Raw genomic sequence first — 18,606 nt, forward strand, 5'->3', positions numbered from 1 at the left:
CGGCACTTTAACCGCCACCCCGCGCCCAGGCAATCGAGCGCCGACGAGCCCGCCGGCGCCGGCCCGACATCAACGCTCGAGCAGAATCCGCAGCATGCGTCGCAGCGGTTCGGCAGCGCCCCACAGCAGTTGGTCGCCCACCGTGAAAGCGCCCAGGTACTGCGAGCCCATGTTGAGCTTGCGCAGACGACCGACCGGCACACTCAAGGTGCCGGTCACCGCAGTCGGCGTCAGCTCCTTGATGCTGGCTTCGCGCTGGTTCGGCACCAGTTTCACCCAGGGGTTATGCTGACTGATCAGCCCTTCGATATCGCTCAGCGGCACGTCCTTGTTCAGCTTCAGGGTCAATGCCTGGCTGTGGCAACGCATGGCGCCGATGCGCACGCAGATGCCGTCGACCGGGATCGGGCTCTTGAAGCGACCGAGAATCTTGTTGGTTTCGGCCTGACCTTTCCACTCTTCGCGGCTCTGGCCATTGGGCAATTCCTTGTCGATCCAGGGAATCAGGCTGCCGGCCAGCGGCACACCGAAGTTCTCGGTCGGAAAGGCTTCGCCGCGCATGGCTTCAGCCACTTTGCGGTCGATGTCGAGGATCGCACTGGCCGGGTTGGCCAGGTCATCCGCCACTGCAGCGTGGGTCGCGCCCATCTGCTTGATCAATTCGCGCATGTTCTGCGCGCCGGCGCCGGAAGCGGCCTGGTAGGTCATGGCGTTCATCCATTCGACCAGACCGGCTTCGAACAGGCCACCCAGCGCCATCAGCATCAGGCTGACGGTGCAGTTGCCACCGATGTAGTTCTTGGTACCCGCATCGAGTTGCTGGTCGATGACTTTGCGGTTCACCGGGTCGAGCACGATGACCGAGCTGTCGTCCATGCGCAACGACGAGGCCGCATCGATCCAGTAACCCTGCCAGCCCGCTTCGCGCAGCTTGGGGAACACTTCACTGGTGTAGTCGCCACCCTGGCAGGTGAGGATCACATCAAGGCTTTTCAGCTCCTCGATGCTGTAGGCATCCTTGAGCGGAGCGATTTCCTTGCCCACGGCCGGGCCTTCGCCGCCTACATTGGAGGTGGTGAAGAACACCGGCTCGATCAGATCGAAATCCTGCTCTTCGAGCATCCGCTGCATGAGTACGGAACCGACCATCCCGCGCCAACCGATCAGACCTACACGTTTCATCGCAACTACACCTTGATAGAAAAGTGGGCCGCTGCCTGGGCAGCGGGCCCGAGAGATTACCCGACTTGCAAACTAGAGTGTACCGAGCGCTGCGACTACCGCATCGCCCATTGCTCGCGTGCCGACCTTGGTAAAGCCTGGCGACCAGATATCACCGGTACGCAGCCCTTGATCGAGCACCAGGCTCACCGCGGTTTCGATGGCCTGCGCGGCGGCGTGCTGGTTGAAGCTGTAACGCAGCAGCATCGACACGGAAAGAATGGTCGCCAGCGGATTGGCAATGCCCTGCCCGGCAATATCCGGCGCCGAACCGTGGCACGGCTCGTACATGCCTTTGTTACTGGCATCCAGGGATGCCGACGGCAGCATGCCGATCGAACCGGTAAGCATGGAAGCCTCATCCGACAGGATGTCGCCGAACATGTTGTCGGTGACCATCACATCGAACTGCTTGGGCGCGCGTACCAGCTGCATCGCCGCGTTATCGACATACATGTGGCTGAGTTCGACGTCGGGGTAGTCTTTGGCCACTTCCTCGACCACTTCGCGCCACAGCTGGCTCGACGCCAGCACGTTGGCCTTGTCTACCGAGCACAGCTTGCTGCCGCGCACGCGGGCCATGTCGAAGCCGACACGGGCAATGCGGCGGATTTCGCTTTCACTGTAGGGCAGCGTGTCGAAGGCCTGGCGCTCGCCGTTTTCCAGCACCTGGGTGCCACGCGGCGCGCCGAAGTAAATGCCGCCGGTCAGCTCACGAACGATCAGGATATCCAGACCCGCGACCACTTCCGGCTTCAGCGAAGAGGCGTCGGCCAGTTGCGGATAAAGAATGGCCGGGCGCAGGTTGGCGAACAAGCCCAGTTGCGAGCGGATCTTCAGCAGACCGCGCTCCGGACGGATATCGCGCTCAAGCTTGTCCCACTTCGGGCCGCCAACAGCGCCGAGCAGGATCGCATCCGCCGTGCGGGCGCGGGCCAGTGTTTCGTCAGCCAACGGCACGCCGTGCTTGTCGATGGCCGCGCCGCCGATGACATCCTCGCTCAGTTCGAAACCGAGCTGGAACTTGTCATTGGCCAACTCCAGCACCTTGACCGCCTCGGCCATGATTTCCGGACCGATGCCATCACCGGGAAGAATCAGAATCTGCTTGCTCATGCCTGTCCTCGTTGAATTCAAGTGCTGGATCGCGCTGCATGGCGCCTCCAGCCGACCTATAAAATCTTATTTTTCCGCCCACAGCACCAGCACATCGGTACTGAAGGAGCCGTCACCGGCTATTTCGAAATACCCGCGCACCTCTTCGCCCACCGCCGCTTGCAAGGCCAGGATGGCCGCGCGAAACACCTCGGGGGTGCGCATGCGCTCGACCCAGGAGCTGAACTCCAGGCGCAAGCGCTGGCGCGTATGGCTGCGGGTGTGCAGACCAGCATCACTGACCTGCTGCAGCCATTCGGCGGCCGAATAGTCGCGTACATGACTGGTGTCGCGCAGCACTTCCACCGCTTGCAGATGGGTGTCCAGCAGCGGGCTGCCCGGTGACATCACATCGATGAAAGCGGCCACCCCACCCGGTTTGAGCACCCGACGCACTTCCCGCAGGGCCACGCCCAGGTCGCTCCAGTGGTGCGCAGAATAACGGCTGAAAACGAAATCGAACCCGTCATCGGCAAACGGCAGCTTTTCGGCCGCGCCGCGCTCGGTGCGCACATTGCCCAACCCACGCTCCGCAGCGGCGGCAGCGACCACCTCGAGCATCTGCGCCGACAGGTCATAGGCCACGACCTCGCCCACCAAGGGCGCAACGTGAAAGCTGACATGCCCGGCGCCACAGCCGAGATCCAGCACGCGCGCATCCGCACGGCCTTCGACCGCCGCTTGCAGCAACGCGAACTCGGCCCCCTGGGCATGCACCTGGCTGCTCAGGTAAGCGCTGGCCTGCTCGCCAAACTGGCGCTGGACTACCTGCTTATGGTCGCTCACGGTGATTTCCTTCTGGGTATGGGGGCCGGCGACGGCGAAAAACTCAGGCGTCGCGAAACAGCCAGGGCTGACTCTGCCGGTGCCTGACCTCGAAGGCGGTAATAGCCTCGCGGTCCTGCAAGGTCAGGCCGATATCGTCCAGGCCATTGAGCAGGCAATGCTTGCGGAATGCGTCGACGTCGAAACTCAGCACCTTGCCATCGGCACGGGTCACGGTCTGGGCCGCCAGATCCACGCTCAGCTGATAACCCTCATGGGCTTCGACCAGTTCGAACAGTGCATCGACCTCGGCTTCCGGCAAGATGATCGGCAACAGGCCGTTCTTGAAGCTGTTGTTGAAGAAGATGTCGGCATAACTCGGCGCGATGATGGCGCGGAAACCGTACTCTTCCAGCGCCCACGGCGCATGTTCGCGGCTCGAACCGCAGCCGAAGTTCTCACGGGCCAGCAACACGCTCGCGCCCTGATAGCGCGGCTGGTTGAGCACGAAGTCGCGGTTCAACGGGCGATTGCTGTTATCCCGGCCCGGTTGACCGACATCCAGGTAACGCCACTCATCGAACAGGTTCGGACCGAAGCCCGTGCGCTTGATCGACTTCAAGAACTGCTTGGGAATAATCTGGTCGGTGTCGACGTTGGCACGGTCGAGTGGCGCGACGAGGCCGGTATGTTGGGTAAAGGCTTTCATCTGGCTGCTCCTCAGGCCTGGGTCAATTCACGAACATCGATAAAACGGCCGGTCACCGCCGCCGCCGCCGCCATCGCCGGACTGACCAGGTGGGTACGCCCGCCGGCGCCCTGACGACCTTCGAAGTTGCGGTTGGAGGTAGAAGCGCAATGCTCGCCGCTGCCCAGTTTGTCCGGGTTCATCGCCAGGCACATCGAGCAGCCAGGCTCGCGCCATTCGAAACCTGCCTCAAGAAAGATCGTGTGCAGCCCCTCCTGCTCGGCCTGGGCCTTAACCAGACCAGAACCCGGCACCACCATCGCTTGTTTGATGGTCGAAGCCACTTTGCGGCCTTTGGCGACCACGGCGGCAGCACGCAGGTCTTCGATCCGCGAGTTGGTGCAGGAGCCAATGAATACACGATCCAATTGGATATCGGTAATCGCCTGATTGGCCGTCAAGCCCATGTACTTCAAGGCGCGCTCGATCGAATCCTTCTTGACCGGATCAGCTTCCTGGCTCGGATCTGGAACACTCGCATGCACCGGCAAGACCATCTCCGGCGAGGTGCCCCAGGTCACTTGCGGCTGGATCTGCGCAGCATCCAACTCGACCACGGTGTCGAACACCGCATCGGCATCGGAAACCAAATCTTTCCACGCCTCGACCGCCGCATTCCAGTCAGCGCCTTGCGGGGCGAACGGGCGGCCTTCGATGTAGGCGACGGTTTTTTCATCCGCCGCCACCAGGCCAACGCGCGCGCCAGCCTCGATGGACATGTTGCAGATGGTCATGCGCCCTTCCATCGACAGCTCGCGAATCGCGCTGCCCGCGAACTCCAGCGCATGGCCATTGCCACCGGCGGTGCCGATCTTGCCGATGATGGCCAGCACGATGTCCTTGGCCGTGACGCCGAACGGCAACTGCCCTTCGACCTTGACCTGCATGTTCTTCATTTTCTTCGCGACCAGGCACTGGGTCGCCAGCACGTGCTCCACTTCGGAGGTGCCGATGCCGTGGGCCAATGCCCCGAAGGCGCCGTGGGTCGAGGTGTGGGAGTCGCCGCAGACCACGGTCATGCCCGGCAAAGTGGCGCCCTGCTCGGGGCCGACCACGTGCACAATACCCTGGCGCACATCGTTCATCTTGAATTCGAGGATGCCGAACTCATCGCAGTTATCGTCGAGGGTCTGCACCTGGATGCGCGAGACTTCATCGGCGATGGCGGCGATGCCGCCCTGGCGCTCGGTCAAGGTGGTCGGCACGTTGTGGTCGGGGGTGGCGATGTTAGCGTCGATGCGCCACGGTTTACGCCCGGCCAGACGCAGGCCCTCGAAGGCTTGCGGCGAGGTCACTTCGTGGAGAATGTGGCGGTCGATATAAATGAGCGACGAACCGTCATCCCGACGTTTAACCTCGTGCGCGTCCCAAAGCTTGTCGTAGAGCGTTTTGCCGGCCATCAGAATATCCTCATCAGCGTCTTTCTATGCCTGGAGTCTCGGCAGGTGTTGGCACAATCGTCGAGCACCAACAGTTCGCAACAGCGCCGTAAAGACCCTTTGGCTTATGGGGATGATCCTAGGGACTTGCATTAAATAACTCAAATTCATATTTTTCATACTTTGAATAACCAACAGGAATTCGAGCATGGACCTGGCCAACCTCAATGCCTTTATTGCCATTGCCGAAACCAGCAGCTTTTCCGGCGCGGGAGAACGCCTGCACCTGACCCAGCCCGCCATCAGCAAACGCATCGCCAGCCTCGAGCAGCAACTGAACATGCGCCTGTTCGACCGCCTGGGCCGCGAAGTCAGCCTCACCGAAGCCGGCCGCGCCCTGTTGCCGCGGGCTTATCAGATACTCAATGTACTGGACGACACCCGTCGCGCCCTGAGCAACCTCAACGGCGAGGTCAGCGGCCGCCTGACGCTCGCCACCAGCCACCACATTGGCCTGCATCGCCTGCCGCCGCTGCTGCGCGCCTTCACCCGCGCGCATCCGCAGGTGGCCCTGGATATCCAGTTCCTCGACTCGGAAGTCGCCTACGAGGAAATCCTCCATGGCCGGGCCGAGTTGGCGGTGATCACCCTGGCACCGCAAACCCATGCACCGGTCAAAGCGGTGCCGGTGTGGGACGATCCGCTGGACTTCGTCGCCGCCCCCGAGCACCCGCTGGCGCGTAGCGGCGCCATCAGCCTCGCCGACGTGGCGCGGCATCCGGCGGTATTCCCCGGCGGCAATACGTTCACCCACCACATCGTCAGCAAGCTGTTCGCCGCGCAAGGCCTGACGCCGAACATCGGCATGAGCACCAACTACCTGGAGACCATCAAGATGATGGTCTCCATCGGCCTGGCCTGGAGCGTCCTGCCGCGCACCATGCTCGATGAGCAGGTGGCGCGCCTGCCGCTACCGGGCATCCAGCTCAGCCGCCAGCTCGGCTATATCCTGCACACCGAGCGCACCCTGTCGAACGCGGCGAAAGCCTTTATGACACTGCTGGATGAGCAACGCGACAGCCTTGCGCAGACGCCCGCGCAAAGGCTAACGTGACGAGCATAATGACAATAAGGGCCCGTGCATGACCAAGCCCCGCCAACCCAGCGCCAACTGCCGCGCCACACCCCACACAGACTGGGCCGCCCATGGCCAAACCCACTGACCACACGCCACCGCTGCCGCACATCCCGGCCCTCGACCCCGTCGAATCGGAAAAGGCCTGGCAAGATGCCCCGCGCCTGCTGGCCGCGCTCAATGGCGCCCGCCTCGGCGCCTGGCATTGGGATATCGACAGCGGCCGGATCAGCTGGTCACGCGGCGCCCAGGCGTTGTTCGGCCTGGACCCGAAGCGACCGGTGCGCACCCAGGTCGAATATTTCGAGCTGATCCCGGAAGAAGACCGTGGCGCCGTGCTCGAACTGTTCCAGGACGTGCTCAAGGGCACGCCCAGCAACCACGCCGTCCGCCACCGCATCCGCTGGCCGGATGGCAGCCTGCACTGGCTGGAAATAACCGGCAGCCTGCAGCGCGAGGGCGACAACAAGCAACGCATGATGGGCGTGATCCGCGACATCACGGTCCAACAGGAGCGCGAACAAGCCCTGCGCAACTCCGAGCAGCGCTTCGCCAGCCTCTTTCACCTGAACCCTGATGTCGTTGTGCTGGTGCGTTACGAAGACCGCATGATCAGCGCCGTCAACCAGCACTTCGAAACGTTGTTCGGCTGGAGCGCGGCGCAAGCCATCGGCCGCTCGACCCAGGAACTGAACCTCTGGGTCGACGACAGCGCACGCGAACGGCACCTGCTCGGCGCCACCCAGACCCACCAACCGATAACCAGCGACGTGCAATTGCGCACCCGCGACGGCCGCATCCTCGACGGCACGTTGTCGACCCAATACATCGAGCTGGAAGGTCAGACCTTCATGCTCAGCACCTTCCTCGACACCAGCACGCGCAAGCGCAGCGAGGCGGCCCTGCGCGCCAGCGAGGACAAATTCGCCAAAGCTTTCCGCAACACCCCGGACGCGGTGGTGATCACCGACCTGAGCAGCGGTCACTTCATCGAGGTCAACCCAAGCTTCGAGGCGCAGTTCGGTTGGAGCGCCGCCGAAGCCCTGGGGCGCACCTCAATCGAGCTGGGCATATGGGCACAAGCTGAAGATCGCCTGCGGATGCTCGAAGCCCTCCAGCGCGATGGCCGCCTGGATCATCTCGATGTGCAATTGCGCAGCCGCAGCGGTCAGGTCAGTCGCAACCTGATCTATGGTGGCGAAATCGACCTGGACGGCCGTGCCTGCCTGGTGCTGACCGTGCGTAACATCACCCGGCAGCGCGAACAGGAACAGGCACTCAAGGACAGCCAGGAACGCCTGACCCTGGCCCTGGAGTCCGCCGACCTGGGCACCTGGGACTGGCATATCCCCAGCAACGTTCTCTACGGTTCGGCCCGCGCCTCGGCACTCCACGGCTTGCCTGTCGAGCCTTACCAGGGCGACTTCGCCCACTTCTTCCGCTGCGTTCCGCAAAGCGATCAGATGGCCATGCGCCAGGCCTACCGCGACCTGCTGAGTGGCAAACGCAAGGAATACCAGGTCACCTACAGTTCGCGCTTCGCCAACGGCGAAACGCATTTCCTGGAGAGCACCGCCAAGCTCTACCGTGACGAAAAAGGCCAGCCACAGCGGATGGTCGGCATCCTCATGGATATCAGCGAACGCGTACGGCGCGAGCAGCGCCTGGCGGCCTCCGAGGAAAAGTTCGCCACCCTGTTCCAGACCAGTCCCGACCCGATTTGCGTGTCGCGCATTCGCGACGGCGTCTTCATCGAGGTCAACCCGAGTTTCAGCGAGACGTTTGGCTGGCAACCCGAAGAGATCGCCGGGCAGCGGTCCGAAGAGTTGCAATTCTGGGTAGACCCCATACTGCGCCAACAGCTCTATGCACGGCTCAGCCGCGAAAAGACGCTGAACAACATCGAGGCGCGCTTTCGCAGCAAGTCCGGCGGCGAACTGACCTGCGTGGTCTCCAGTCGCTTTATTCGGGTCGAACGCCAACTGTGCATCAGCACCACGTTCCGCAACATCACCGCGCGGCAGCAGGCCGAGGCGGCGCTCAAAGCCAGCGAGGAGAAGTTCGCCAAGGCGTTCCACTCCAGCCCGGACGCCATCACCATCACCGAGCGCGACAGCGGGCGCTATATCGAGGTCAACGAAGGTTTCTACCGCCTCACCGGCTACCGCCCGGAGGACGTCATCGGCCGCACCGCCACGGAGCTGAATGTCTGGGCCAAGCCCAGCGAACGCGCGCGCATGCTGGACAACCTGCAGCGCGAGGGCCGCGTGCATCACATGGAAATGCTCGGGCAGCACCGCGATGGCACGGTCAAACAAGTGGAAGTCTCGGTCGAACCGATCGTGCTCAATGGCAGCCAGTGCTTGCTGCTGACGGCACGCGACATCGACGAACTGAAAAGAGCCCACGCGCAGATCCAACACCTGGCCTACCACGACTCGCTGACCAACCTGCCCAACCGCGCGCTGCTGATGGACCGCCTGACCCAGCAGATCGCCCTGCTCAAGCGCCACGAACTGCGCGGTGCATTGCTGTTCCTCGACCTCGACCACTTCAAGCACATCAACGACTCGCTCGGCCACCCGGTCGGCGACTCGGTGCTGAAAATGGTCACCGCCCGCCTGGAAGCCAGCGTCCGCCAGGAAGACACAGTGGCCCGCCTCGGCGGCGACGAGTTCGTCGTGCTGCTCTCCGGCCTGGAAGGCAAGCGCTCGGAAGTGACCCACCAGGTGCGCCAGATTGCAGAAAAGCTGCGCAAACTGCTGGCCGAACCCATGCTGCTCGACGGCCATCGCCTGCAAGTGACGCCGAGCATGGGCATTGCCTTGATCCCCGATCACGGCAGCACCCCCGCCGACCTGCTCAAACGCGCCGACATCGCCCTGTACCGCGCCAAGGACTCCGGGCGCAACGCCATCCAACTGTTCCGCACGACCATGCAAGAAGCCGCCAGCGAACGCCTGCGCCTGGAAAACGACCTGCGCCAAGCCTTGGTGCGCGGCGAGTTCGACCTGCACTTCCAGCCGCAAGTGGACGCGCGCAACGGTCGCATCGTCGGTGCCGAAGCCCTGCTGCGCTGGCAGCATCCGAGCCTCGGCCCGCAGTCGCCGGCGCAATTCATCCAGGTGCTGGAAGAAAGCGGGCTGATCCTCGAAGTCGGTGGCTGGGTACTGGCCGAGGCCTGCCATGCCTGCGCCCAGCTGCTCGAGGAGTGCCTGGTCGACACCGAACACTTCAGCCTGTGCGTCAACATCAGCCCGCTGCAGTTCCGCCAGAACAACTTTGTCGAACGGGTCGCGAGCAGTCTGCGCGACAGCAGCCTACCCAGCGCCATGCTCAAGCTGGAAATCACCGAAGGCATCGTCATCCAGAATATCGACGACACCATCGCCAAGATGCACCGCCTGAAGAAGCTCGGCGTCAGCTTCGCGATGGACGATTTCGGCACCGGTTACTCATCGCTGACCTACCTCAAGCGCCTGCCGGTGGATGTGCTGAAGATCGACCAATCCTTCGTCCGCGATGCCACCCACGACCCCAACGACTCCGAGATTATCCGCGCCATCGTGGCCATGGCCCGCAGCCTGGGCCTGGAAGTGATCGCCGAAGGGGTCGAGCAGCAGGAGCAACTGGAGTTCCTGCAGCAGCAGGGCTGCCACCTGTATCAGGGCTACCTGTACAGCAAGCCGCTGCCGCTGCCGGAGTTTCGCGCCCTGCTCGCCCATGCCGCGCAACGGCCGTGAGGCGCCGACGACAAGACCGCGGGTAGAAACGAACGAGGGCGCCAACCGGCGCCCTCATTGATACCGCCGTTTAATCAGCTATTCAGCGCGGGACGCACACCATTGATCGGGATGCGCTTGGCCTTCGCCTCTTCCGGCACCTGCCGTTCCAGGTCGATGTTCAGCAGACCGTTAGCCAGGACCGCCGCCTTGACCTCGATATGGTCCGCCAGGCGGAAAGACAACTTGAAGGCCCGCTGGGCGATGCCATGGTGCAGGTAGGTGACGTTCTGTGCGCTGTCGGCACGCTTGCCGCCGCTCACCGTCAACACGCCGCGCTCGACCTGCAGCTCCAGGTCATCCTCCTGGAAGCCGGCGGCGGCGATCACGATGCGGTACTGGTCATCCGCATGCTTTTCGACGTTATAGGGTGGGTAGGAACTGCCGGGCTCATTGCGCAGGGCCGATTCGAACAAATCGTTGAAACGATCAAAACCAACGGAGCTGCGAAACAGTGGGGCGAGAGAAAATGCAGTGCTCATGTAAATCTCCTGATTTCAGCGAGTGATTGGGTCGGGACCCGCTAGCGGCATCCCGACACTCCTAGAAATAGGGACTGACGAAGTGATTTCAAGGGCAAGCGCACCGTGCGGAAAAAACTTCAGACCGCCGCCAATAGCCGCGGCTGATCCAGCTCGACACCCAGCAGCGCGTCGATCCGCTCGCAACTGCTCTCGCGCCGCACGGCGTTGAACAACTCCAGCGCTTGCGGGTAGTTGCGCGTCAGCTGGCCCAGCCACTGCTTCAGCCGCCCCGGCGCATAACGCGCAGACAACTTGCAGCGCGCCTGCAGCCAGAACGACTGCAGCAAGGGCATGAACTCGGCCCAAGGCATTTCCCGCACCTCGAGGCCGGCCCGCGCCGCCGCGATCTGCCGCGCCAAGTCCGGGCGCGAGACCAGCCCACGGCCGAGCATGATGTCCTCGACCCCGCTCACCTCGCGGCAACGGCGCCAGTCATCGACGCTCCAGATTTCGCCATTGGCGAACACTGGCACCTTGACCACTTCCTGCACCCGCGCCACCCACTCCCAATGCGCCGGCGGCTTGTAGCCATCGACCTTGGTCCGCGCATGCACCACGATCTGCGCCGCCCCACCTTCGGCCAGCGCCCGCGCGCAATCCAGCGCGCCATCCGGGCTGTCGAAACCCAGGCGCATCTTCGCCGTCACTGGAATCGCCGCCGGCACCGCACGCCGCACCTCGCGGAGGATCGCATGCAGCAACTCCGGCTCCTTGAGCAACACGGCACCGCCACGGGACTTGTTCACGGTTTTCGCCGGGCAGCCGAAGTTCAGGTCGATCACCGGCGCCCCCAACTCGCAGGCCAAGGCCGCGTTGTCACCCAGGCAAGCCGGATCGGACCCCAGTAGCTGCACCCGCAGCGGTGTACCGGCCGCGGTACGCGCCCCGGCCTCCAACTCGGGCGCCAGCTTGTGGAAATGCGTGGCCGGCAGCAGGCGTTCGCTGACGCGAATGAATTCGGTCACACACCAGTCGATGCCGCCGACCCGCGTCAACACATCGCGCAGGATTTCGTCGACCAAGCCTTCCATAGGCGCCAGGGCGATTTGCATAAACAGGGCTCTCGAGGAAAAGGCGCGCAGTTTACGGGCAAGCCCGGCGCAGATGAAACCCGCCCGGCGTGCCAGCTTGCGCACGCGACCAATGGACGGGTTGCGACCAGGAACAGCGCCCGGGCCATAGCACCGTGAGGCGTTTTAAAGCTTAAAGCTGCAACGGATAAGGCTCGACCAGCGCCGGGCCGTAGCCTTCGAGAAACTCTTGCGGCATGCGCTTGGGCTTGCCACTGGAAAGTTCGATGCAGACAAAGGTGGTCATCGCCCGCAGCAACGTGGTGCCGTCCGCCGGACGGATCAGCTGAAAGCGCCGTTTCATCTTCAGCCGCTGGTCCGATTCGACGATCCAGGTGGCGACCTGCAACTCCTCGCCCTCGTAGGCGCTGGCCAGGTAGTCGACCTCGTGGCGCAACACCGCCATGGCACGATCCAGGCGCCGGTACTCGGTCAAATCCAGCCCCAGGCTCTGCGAATGACGCCAGGCGCAGCGCTCCAGCCAACTGATGTACACCGCGTTGTTGGCATGCCCCAGACCATCGATATCCTCGGCACCGACCTGCAGGTCGATGGTGAACGGCGTCGGCAAATCCCAGCTCATGGCTGCTGCTCCAGGCTACTGACCAGGCCACGCGCCTCGGCCGCCAGTTGGGTGATCTGATCCCAGGCACGCGCACGCACCAGGTTGCTCGGCGCGATCCAGGTACCGCCGACACAGGCGACATTAGGCAGGCGCAGGAAACTCAGCAAGTTGTCTGGCGTCACCCCGCCGGTCGGGCAGAAACGAATACCGGTGAACGGGCCCTTGAAGCTTTTCAGCATTTTCACGCTGGTGGCGCCGTTGGCCGGGAACAGCTTCAGCGAGCGGTAGCCGTATTCCAGCGCCAGCAGCACTTCCGAGGGCGTCATCACGCCGGGCAGGTAAGGCAGGCCGGAATCTTCCGCCGCCGCTGCCAGGCGCTCGGTGCAACCAGGGCTGACGGCAAAGTGCGCGCCCGCCTCGCGCGCTTCGAGAAACTGCTCGGTGTGGATCAGGGTCCCGGCACCCACCAGCAGATCCGGCAGCTCCTTGCGGATCGCCGCCAACGCGTCCAGCGCGCCCGGCGTGCGCAAGGTCACTTCCAGCACCCGGATACCCCCGGCGTGCAGCGCGCGGGCCAGGTCGACCGCGAGGCTGATGTCCTCGATCACCAGCACCGGCAGCACCGGGCGGGCCTGTTGCAGCACCACATCCATCGTCAGGCTCATGCTCTCGCTCCCCAATAATCCTGGCTAAAACAACGTCGTCGCGCCCTGGTCGGCCGGGCCAACCAGACGGCGCTGGGCAGCAAACAGTTCCAGACCAAAGCCGGCGGCCAATTCTTCCGGCACGCTGGCCGGCTCGCGCGCGGCCAGTTCGGCAGCGCTCAATTCCACCCGCAGCACACCTTGCAGTGCATCCAGCTCGATCCAGTCGCCATTGCGCAGCTTCGCCAAGTTACCGCCAACCGCTGCTTCCGGAGTCAGGTGCAGCGCGCCCGGCACCTGGCCCGAAGCCCCGGACAAGCGTCCGTCCGTGACCAACGCCACCTGCTGCCCGGCCTGCTGCAGGTTCGCCAGCAGCGGCATCAACTTGTGCAGCTCCGGCATGCCATTGGCACGCGGTCCTTGGAAGCGCACCACCAACACCAAGTCACCCAGAAATTCGCCGCGCGCATAGGCCGCCTGCACCGCCTCTTGGCTGTCGAACACCAACGCCTGCGCCCGTACGCGCCAATGCGCCGGGTCGACCGCCGAAGTCTTGAGCATGGCTCGCCCCAGATTGCCGCTGAGCAGCGCCAGCCCCGCCTGCGTATCGAATGGTTGTTGCGCCGTGCGGACGATATCCGGTGCCGGGCTTTGCCGCGGCAGTTCGCGCCAGGCCAGGCGCTCGCCGTCCAGCCAGGGCTCACGGGCGTAGGCCGACAAACCCTCGGCGGCGGCCGTCTGGACATCGGCGTGCAACAACCCGGCGTCGAGCAACTCGCGAATGATCCAGCCCGGCCCGCCCGCCGCCTGGAACTGGTTTACATCGGCCGCACCATTGGGATAAACCCGCGCCAGCAGCGGCACCACGTTCGACAGCGTGGCAAAGTCTTCCCACGTCAGCTCATAGCCAGCGGCACGAGCAATGGCGGGTAGGTGCAGGCCATGGTTGGTCGAACCACCACTGGCCAGCAACGCCACCACGGCGTTGACCAGCACACGCGCGTCGATCTGCTTGCCCAACGGCAGATAGCGTTCACCCTGACGACTGTTGCGCGCAATCAGGCGCGCTGCCTCATCGGTCAAGGCGTCGCGCAGCGGCGTATGCGGATGGACGAAGGCGCTGCCCGGCACATGCAGACCCATGGCCTCCATCAGCAACTGGTTGGTGTTGGCGGTGCCGTAGAAGGTGCAGGTGCCCTCCTGGTGATAGGCCGCCAGCTCAGCGGCAAGCAACTCGTCGCGACCGACCTCGCCACGCACATAGCGTTGGCGCACGGCGGCTTTGTCCTTGTTGGCCAAGCCGGAATGCATCGGCCCGGCCGGCACGAACACCGCCGGCAAGTGGCCGAAGTGCAAGGCACCGATCAGCAGCCCGGGAACAATCTTGTCGCAGACCCCCAGGTAAAGGCCACCATCGAAGATCCCGTGGGTCAGGCCGATGGCGGTGGCCTGGGCGATCAGGTCGCGGGAAAACAAGGACAGCTGCATGCCCGCCTCGCCCTGGGTGATGCCGTCGCACATGGCCGGCACTCCGGCAGCGAACTGCGAGGTGGCGCCAGCCCTGGCCAGTGCCACCTTGAGCCGCTCCGGATAGTCCTTGAGCGGCGCATGGGCGGACAGCAGGTCGTTGTAGCTGGAGACGATGGCGATATGCGGCGCGCCGCCCTGCTTTATGATCAGCCGCGCATCATCCGCCTGGGCGGCCAACGCATGGGCCAGGTTGGAACAGCCGAGCTTGCCCCGCGATTCACGCGCCGCGGCAATCTCCAACTGCGCCAGATACTGCGCACGGCGCACGGTGGAGCGCTGCTCCAACGCGGCGGTAACCTGTTCGACAACGACCTGCAGCATGGCAACACCCTGTTTTCAACAAGTACTCACCCGCAGTGTAACGGCTCAGGGCGCCCAATAAATCCTCACAGGCAACGGACTGTGCCAGAGCAGTGCATACAACGGCAGCAGGCGGCTGCCCGGCTCGTCGGCCAGCACGGCTTCGAGCAGCTGGCGCTTGAGCTCACCGAAGGTCAGCAGGCCGATCCAGCTGCCCTGCAGCAGCATCGGCAGATTCAGTGACAGCCGGGTATGTGGCGCGGTTGGGGCCGCGCCGACCACGCCGGCCGGCTTCGCCGCAGGATCGAGCGCCGCCGCCAGCCCCGGCATAGCGGGGAACAGCGAGGCGATGTGGGCGTCCTCGCCCATGCCCAGTAGCACCGCATCGAACGGCAACCACTCGCGCAACCGCGCCGCCCAGGCAGCGGCCGCCTGCTGCGGCTCAGCGGCCTGACGCGGATCGAGGCAATTGGCCTGTGGCAGCCCCGCGCTCAGCAAGCGCCAATTGCTTTGCTCGTCCTCGGCCGCCACCCAACGCTCATCGGTCGGGCTCAGGTCAACGCGTGACCACTCCAGTGGCTGCGCCGCCAGCAAGGGCAGCAACGCCTGCGGGCTGCTGCCGCCCGGCAACAACAGGCAGGCGCGCGATTGCTCGGCCAGCGCCTGCTGCAACTGCGCGCCGAGATCGGCAGCCAATTGCGCGACGCAGCTTTCGCGCTGTGGATAGCGCAAGAAAACAGACTGGTTCATGACGGAAGGCGGACACGCTAACGATCGGAATAGACGCCGTCATCATGCGCCATTCTCGGCAGGCTCGCAGCCTATCGGAGGTTAAAGCGTCGGGCGCTCATGCGCCAAGCACAAGCACCACGCTCGCAGCCGTACCACTCAAATAACCGCCGACTTGGCGGCACGCAACACCCGATCGGACAGCTCGCAAGGGCCCAATGCCCGCGCCAGAGCCATCCCGCCGACCATCAAGGCCAGGTCGGCCAGTACGTTATTCGTCTCTTCGGGGCGGCCTGCCAGCTCCGCGGTCATCAGCTCCAGATGCTCGACCAGACTGTTGCGAAAACCCTCGGGCAGGCGTGCCAACTCACCCAGCGAACTGGGTAACGGGCAACCATCGACTTGCGCATCACGATGCTTGCGAGACAGATAAAACGCCGCCAGCAATGCCCGCCGCTCGACTGCCGGCAAGCTCCGCTCGAGGTCACCGAGCAAACTACGACGGCGCCCGAGCAACTGCCGGAAGGCCTCCAGCATCAGTGCATCCTTGCTCTCGAAGTGCGCATAAAAACCACCAACGGTGAGCCCTGCCGCCCCCATCACCTCACCCACGCCGGGCTCTACCGGGCCGCGCAAAAACAACGCCTTGGTGGCAGCACCGAGGATACGTTCGCGGGTTTGCGCCTTTTTATCGTTCATGTTCGCCTCCAGGCATTACGCCCAACATATTATGCACGTAATAAATTTTGGCAAAGCGAAACCTGCACCATCGGTCGACAAGCCAGCAACAAGCCAGCAGGGAGAAGGGGAAAAACAGCAGACAAACAAAAGGGCCATTCCGTAAAGAATGACCCTCTAAAATCCCGCGAAGCGGGTAAATGGCGTCCCCTAGGGGACTCGAACCCCTGTTACCGCCGTGAAAGGGCGGTGTCCTAGGCCACTAGACGAAGGGGACATAACCTTCGAAAAACAAGGCCAGCTTTACGCTGGCCCGTGGCAGTTTTTACACCTCGATATACAACTCGACGTACAACCGCAAAATTGGTGGAGATAAACGGGATCGAACCGTTGACCTCTTGCATGCCATGCAAGCGCTCTCCCAGCTGAGCTATACCCCCAGATTTATCGCCTCTCGGCTCACAGCACCTTGCGGAACTGCTTTTTAATACTGGCGTCCCCTAGGGGACTCGAACCCCTGTTACCGCCGTGAAAGGGCGGTGTCCTAGGCCACTAGACGAAGGGGACGCAAAACCCTTCTAACAACTCGACCCGTTCTAGGAACCGGTCGTGGCAAGCCTTTCGGCTTTAAAGAGATTGGTGGAGCTAGACGGGATCGAACCGTCGACCTCTTGCATGCCATGCAAGCGCTCTCCCAGCTGAGCTATAGCCCCATCTCAAGGACGGGGCGCATGTTAAGTGCGCCCCTGTGACCTGTCAACAGAATTTTCCTCGCCTCACGTTTCTTTATGCTGGCAGAACAACTACTTACCCTGCCCCGCCAGCACGCGCTGCGGTTACGACTGGCTTAACAATAGCTCAGGCGATGGCCGCCAGCAGCTTTTCCCACTCCTTGGTTTCTTTCTTCGACACCCCGCCCAGCAGCTCGATGGCCTGACGCAAACGGAAGCGCGTGAGGTCGGGGCCGAGAATTTCCATGGCGTCCAGCACCGATACCGAGTTGGCCTGACCGCTGATCGCCACGAACATCAGCGGCATCGCATCGCGCAACTTCAGTTCCAGATGCTCGACCACCGCCTGGATGCAGCCGGTGATCGATTCCTTTTCCCAGTGCCGCAGGGCCTCCAGCTTCCACAGGATCAACTGCAGAACCTGTCGCACCTGATCGGGTGAAAGCTTCTTGTGTTCGAACAGCTTGGCATCCAGCGTCAGCCCACCGGCGAAGAAGAACCCGGCCAGCGGTACGACCTGGCTGAGCGTCTCCACCCGGCCCTGCACATGCGGGGCGATCTTCATCAGGTATTCGGGGTTGAGTGCCCACTTCTGCACTTGCGCTGCAAACGCCTCAACGCTCAACTCACGCATCCATTGGCCGTTCAGCCAGGAGAGCTTTTCCATATCGAAAATCGGCCCGCCGAGGGACACCCGCTGGATGTCGAAATGCTCGATCATTTCGTCGAGGGTGAACTTCTCGCGCTCGTCCGGCATCGACCAGCCCATCCGACCGAGGTAGTTGAGCATCGCCTGCGGCAGAAAGCCCATGCGCTCATAGAAGGTGATCGAGGTCGGGTTCTTGCGCTTGGACAGTTTGCTCTTGTCCGGGTTGCGCAGCAGCGGCATGTAGCAGAGTTGCGGCTGCTCCCAACCGAAGTACTCGTAGAGCTTGATCAGCTTGGGCGCAGACGGCAGCCATTCTTCGCCACGCAGCACATGGGTGATGCCCATCAAATGATCATCCACCACGTTGGCGAGGAAATAGGTCGGCAGACCGTCGGTCTTCATCAGCACCTGCATGTCCATGCGGTCCCAAGGGATCTCGACCTCGCCACGGAGCATGTCCGGTACCACGCAGACGCCTTCGGTCGGCATCTTCATGCGCGTCACATTCGGCTCGCCCGCCGCCAAGCGCTGCTGCACTTCATCTTTCGACAGGTGCATGCAGAGGCCATCGTAGCGCGGGGTTTCCTTGCGATCGGTCTGCTCTGCGCGCAGCTTGTCCAGGCGCTCGGCGGTACAGAAGCAATGGAAGGCATGCCCCTTTTCCACCAGTTCAGCGTTGTACTTCTGGTAGATCGGGCCGCGTTCGCTCTGTCGATACGGGCCGTGCGGGCCGCCCACATCCGGCCCCTCGCTCCATTCGATGCCCAGCCAGCGCAGGGCGTCGTAGATCTGCTGTTCGGACTCGCGGGTCGAGCGCACCTGGTCGGTGTCTTCGATGCGCAGGATGAATTCGCCACCGTGCTGACGGGCAAAACACAGGTTGAACAGGGCGATGTAGGCGGTACCTACGTGCGGATCGCCAGTCGGTGACGGCGCGATACGGGTGCGAACGGTGGTCATGGAGAGTCTCGAATCAACGGATCGATGGAGGAGCCCCGATT

15 protein-coding genes and 4 tRNA genes are annotated in these 18,606 nt (G+C 63.3%); 2 read left to right on the forward strand and 17 right to left on the reverse strand.

The window, feature by feature from the left end; genetic code table 11:
• Positions 1–69 precede the first annotated feature (69 nt).
• The 5 genes from asd to leuC all read right to left on the reverse strand — a co-directional run bounded on the left by asd (position 70) and on the right by leuC (position 5,289).
• Complete coding sequence (gene asd, locus AC3IYG_RS15185; RefSeq protein WP_489309739.1) at positions 70–1,182, reverse strand: aspartate-semialdehyde dehydrogenase; 1,113 nt, start codon at positions 1,180–1,182, stop codon at positions 70–72.
• A 72-nt stretch (positions 1,183–1,254) separates the two neighbouring features.
• Complete coding sequence (leuB, locus tag AC3IYG_RS15190) at positions 1,255–2,337, reverse strand: 3-isopropylmalate dehydrogenase (protein ID WP_489309740.1); 1,083 nt, start codon at positions 2,335–2,337, stop codon at positions 1,255–1,257.
• Positions 2,338–2,403: 66 nt separating this feature from the next.
• Positions 2,404–3,162, reverse strand: a complete 759-nt coding sequence (locus AC3IYG_RS15195) for a class I SAM-dependent methyltransferase (RefSeq protein ID WP_489309742.1) — start codon at positions 3,160–3,162, stop codon at positions 2,404–2,406.
• 43 nt (positions 3,163–3,205) lie between these two features.
• On the reverse strand, positions 3,206–3,850 hold the full coding sequence (gene leuD / locus AC3IYG_RS15200; protein WP_489309744.1) for a 3-isopropylmalate dehydratase small subunit: 645 nt from the start codon (positions 3,848–3,850) through the stop codon (positions 3,206–3,208).
• An 11-nt stretch (positions 3,851–3,861) separates the two neighbouring features.
• Positions 3,862–5,289, reverse strand: coding sequence for a 3-isopropylmalate dehydratase large subunit (leuC, locus tag AC3IYG_RS15205; protein ID WP_489309746.1), 1,428 nt, complete (start codon positions 5,287–5,289; stop codon positions 3,862–3,864).
• 187 nt (positions 5,290–5,476) lie between these two features.
• On the opposite strand from leuC, the gene AC3IYG_RS15210 reads away from it, so the two are divergent.
• Both AC3IYG_RS15210 and AC3IYG_RS15215 read left to right on the forward strand, forming a co-directional pair.
• The gene (locus tag AC3IYG_RS15210; protein ID WP_489309748.1) at positions 5,477–6,382 is read left to right on the forward strand and encodes a LysR family transcriptional regulator; all 906 of its coding nucleotides are present in this window, start codon (positions 5,477–5,479) and stop codon (positions 6,380–6,382) included.
• Between the two features lie 92 nt (positions 6,383–6,474).
• Positions 6,475–10,146, forward strand: a complete 3,672-nt coding sequence (locus AC3IYG_RS15215; protein ID WP_489309750.1) for a sensor domain-containing protein — start codon at positions 6,475–6,477, stop codon at positions 10,144–10,146.
• A 74-nt stretch (positions 10,147–10,220) separates the two neighbouring features.
• On the opposite strand, the gene AC3IYG_RS15220 is transcribed toward AC3IYG_RS15215, so the two are convergent.
• From AC3IYG_RS15220 to gltX, 12 genes are all read right to left on the reverse strand, one after another.
• Positions 10,221–10,667, reverse strand: a complete 447-nt coding sequence (locus AC3IYG_RS15220) for an Hsp20 family protein (RefSeq protein ID WP_489309752.1) — start codon at positions 10,665–10,667, stop codon at positions 10,221–10,223.
• Positions 10,668–10,786: 119 nt separating this feature from the next.
• A complete protein-coding gene (locus AC3IYG_RS15225; RefSeq protein ID WP_489309754.1) occupies positions 10,787–11,761 on the reverse strand; it encodes a tRNA dihydrouridine synthase in 975 nt (324 codons plus the stop codon).
• 151 nt (positions 11,762–11,912) lie between these two features.
• Positions 11,913–12,362 carry an acyl-CoA thioesterase gene (locus AC3IYG_RS15230; RefSeq protein ID WP_489309756.1) on the reverse strand — a complete coding sequence of 150 codons (450 nt, stop codon included), beginning with the start codon at positions 12,360–12,362 and terminating at the stop codon, positions 11,913–11,915.
• Positions 12,359–13,009 carry a bifunctional 4-hydroxy-2-oxoglutarate aldolase/2-dehydro-3-deoxy-phosphogluconate aldolase gene (locus AC3IYG_RS15235; protein ID WP_489309758.1) on the reverse strand — a complete coding sequence of 217 codons (651 nt, stop codon included), beginning with the start codon at positions 13,007–13,009 and terminating at the stop codon, positions 12,359–12,361. The genes AC3IYG_RS15230 and AC3IYG_RS15235 overlap by 4 nt, the downstream gene beginning before the upstream one ends.
• A 24-nt stretch (positions 13,010–13,033) precedes the next feature.
• Entirely contained in the window at positions 13,034–14,836 is a 1,803-nt protein-coding gene (edd, locus tag AC3IYG_RS15240; RefSeq protein ID WP_489313924.1) for a phosphogluconate dehydratase, read from the reverse strand.
• 48 nt (positions 14,837–14,884) lie between these two features.
• Positions 14,885–15,568: a 6-phosphogluconolactonase gene (gene pgl, locus AC3IYG_RS15245; protein ID WP_489309760.1), complete on the reverse strand. Its 684-nt coding sequence runs from the start codon at positions 15,566–15,568 to the stop codon at positions 14,885–14,887.
• A 138-nt stretch (positions 15,569–15,706) separates the two neighbouring features.
• A complete protein-coding gene (locus AC3IYG_RS15250) occupies positions 15,707–16,246 on the reverse strand; it encodes a TetR/AcrR family transcriptional regulator (protein ID WP_489309762.1) in 540 nt (179 codons plus the stop codon).
• 180 nt (positions 16,247–16,426) lie between these two features.
• A tRNA-Glu gene (locus tag AC3IYG_RS15255) sits at positions 16,427–16,502 on the reverse strand.
• 87 nt (positions 16,503–16,589) lie between these two features.
• A tRNA-Ala gene (locus tag AC3IYG_RS15260) sits at positions 16,590–16,665 on the reverse strand.
• A gap of 51 nt (positions 16,666–16,716) precedes the next feature.
• A tRNA-Glu gene (locus AC3IYG_RS15265) sits at positions 16,717–16,792 on the reverse strand.
• 70 nt (positions 16,793–16,862) lie between these two features.
• Positions 16,863–16,938: transfer RNA gene (locus AC3IYG_RS15270), tRNA-Ala, on the reverse strand.
• Positions 16,939–17,083: 145 nt separating this feature from the next.
• A complete protein-coding gene (gene gltX, locus AC3IYG_RS15275; RefSeq protein ID WP_489309764.1) occupies positions 17,084–18,565 on the reverse strand; it encodes a glutamate--tRNA ligase in 1,482 nt (493 codons plus the stop codon).
• Between the last annotated feature and the right edge of the window lie 41 nt (positions 18,566–18,606).

The sequence above is a fragment of the Pseudomonas sp. KH_027 genome, assembly GCF_057838565.1.

Bases quoted from the DNA above. Each gene is read 5' to 3' on its own strand.
- pgl (WP_489309760.1), bottom strand. From the start codon at position 15,568: ATGAACCAGTCTGTTTTCTTGCGCTATCCACAGCGCGAAAGCTGCGTC.
- gltX (WP_489309764.1), bottom strand. From the start codon at position 18,565: ATGACCACCGTTCGCACCCGTATCGCGCCGTCACCGACTGGCGATCCG.
- leuD (WP_489309744.1), bottom strand. From the start codon at position 3,850: ATGAAAGCCTTTACCCAACATACCGGCCTCGTCGCGCCACTCGACCGT.
- leuB (WP_489309740.1), bottom strand. From the start codon at position 2,337: ATGAGCAAGCAGATTCTGATTCTTCCCGGTGATGGCATCGGTCCGGAA.
- AC3IYG_RS15215 (WP_489309750.1), top strand. From the start codon at position 6,475: ATGGCCAAACCCACTGACCACACGCCACCGCTGCCGCACATCCCGGCC.
- AC3IYG_RS15230 (WP_489309756.1), bottom strand. From the start codon at position 12,362: ATGAGCTGGGATTTGCCGACGCCGTTCACCATCGACCTGCAGGTCGGT.
- AC3IYG_RS15235 (WP_489309758.1), bottom strand. From the start codon at position 13,009: ATGAGCCTGACGATGGATGTGGTGCTGCAACAGGCCCGCCCGGTGCTG.
- AC3IYG_RS15250 (WP_489309762.1), bottom strand. From the start codon at position 16,246: ATGAACGATAAAAAGGCGCAAACCCGCGAACGTATCCTCGGTGCTGCC.
- leuC (WP_489309746.1), bottom strand. From the start codon at position 5,289: ATGGCCGGCAAAACGCTCTACGACAAGCTTTGGGACGCGCACGAGGTT.
- AC3IYG_RS15225 (WP_489309754.1), bottom strand. From the start codon at position 11,761: ATGCAAATCGCCCTGGCGCCTATGGAAGGCTTGGTCGACGAAATCCTG.
- AC3IYG_RS15220 (WP_489309752.1), bottom strand. From the start codon at position 10,667: ATGAGCACTGCATTTTCTCTCGCCCCACTGTTTCGCAGCTCCGTTGGT.
- asd (WP_489309739.1), bottom strand. From the start codon at position 1,182: ATGAAACGTGTAGGTCTGATCGGTTGGCGCGGGATGGTCGGTTCCGTA.
- AC3IYG_RS15210 (WP_489309748.1), top strand. From the start codon at position 5,477: ATGGACCTGGCCAACCTCAATGCCTTTATTGCCATTGCCGAAACCAGC.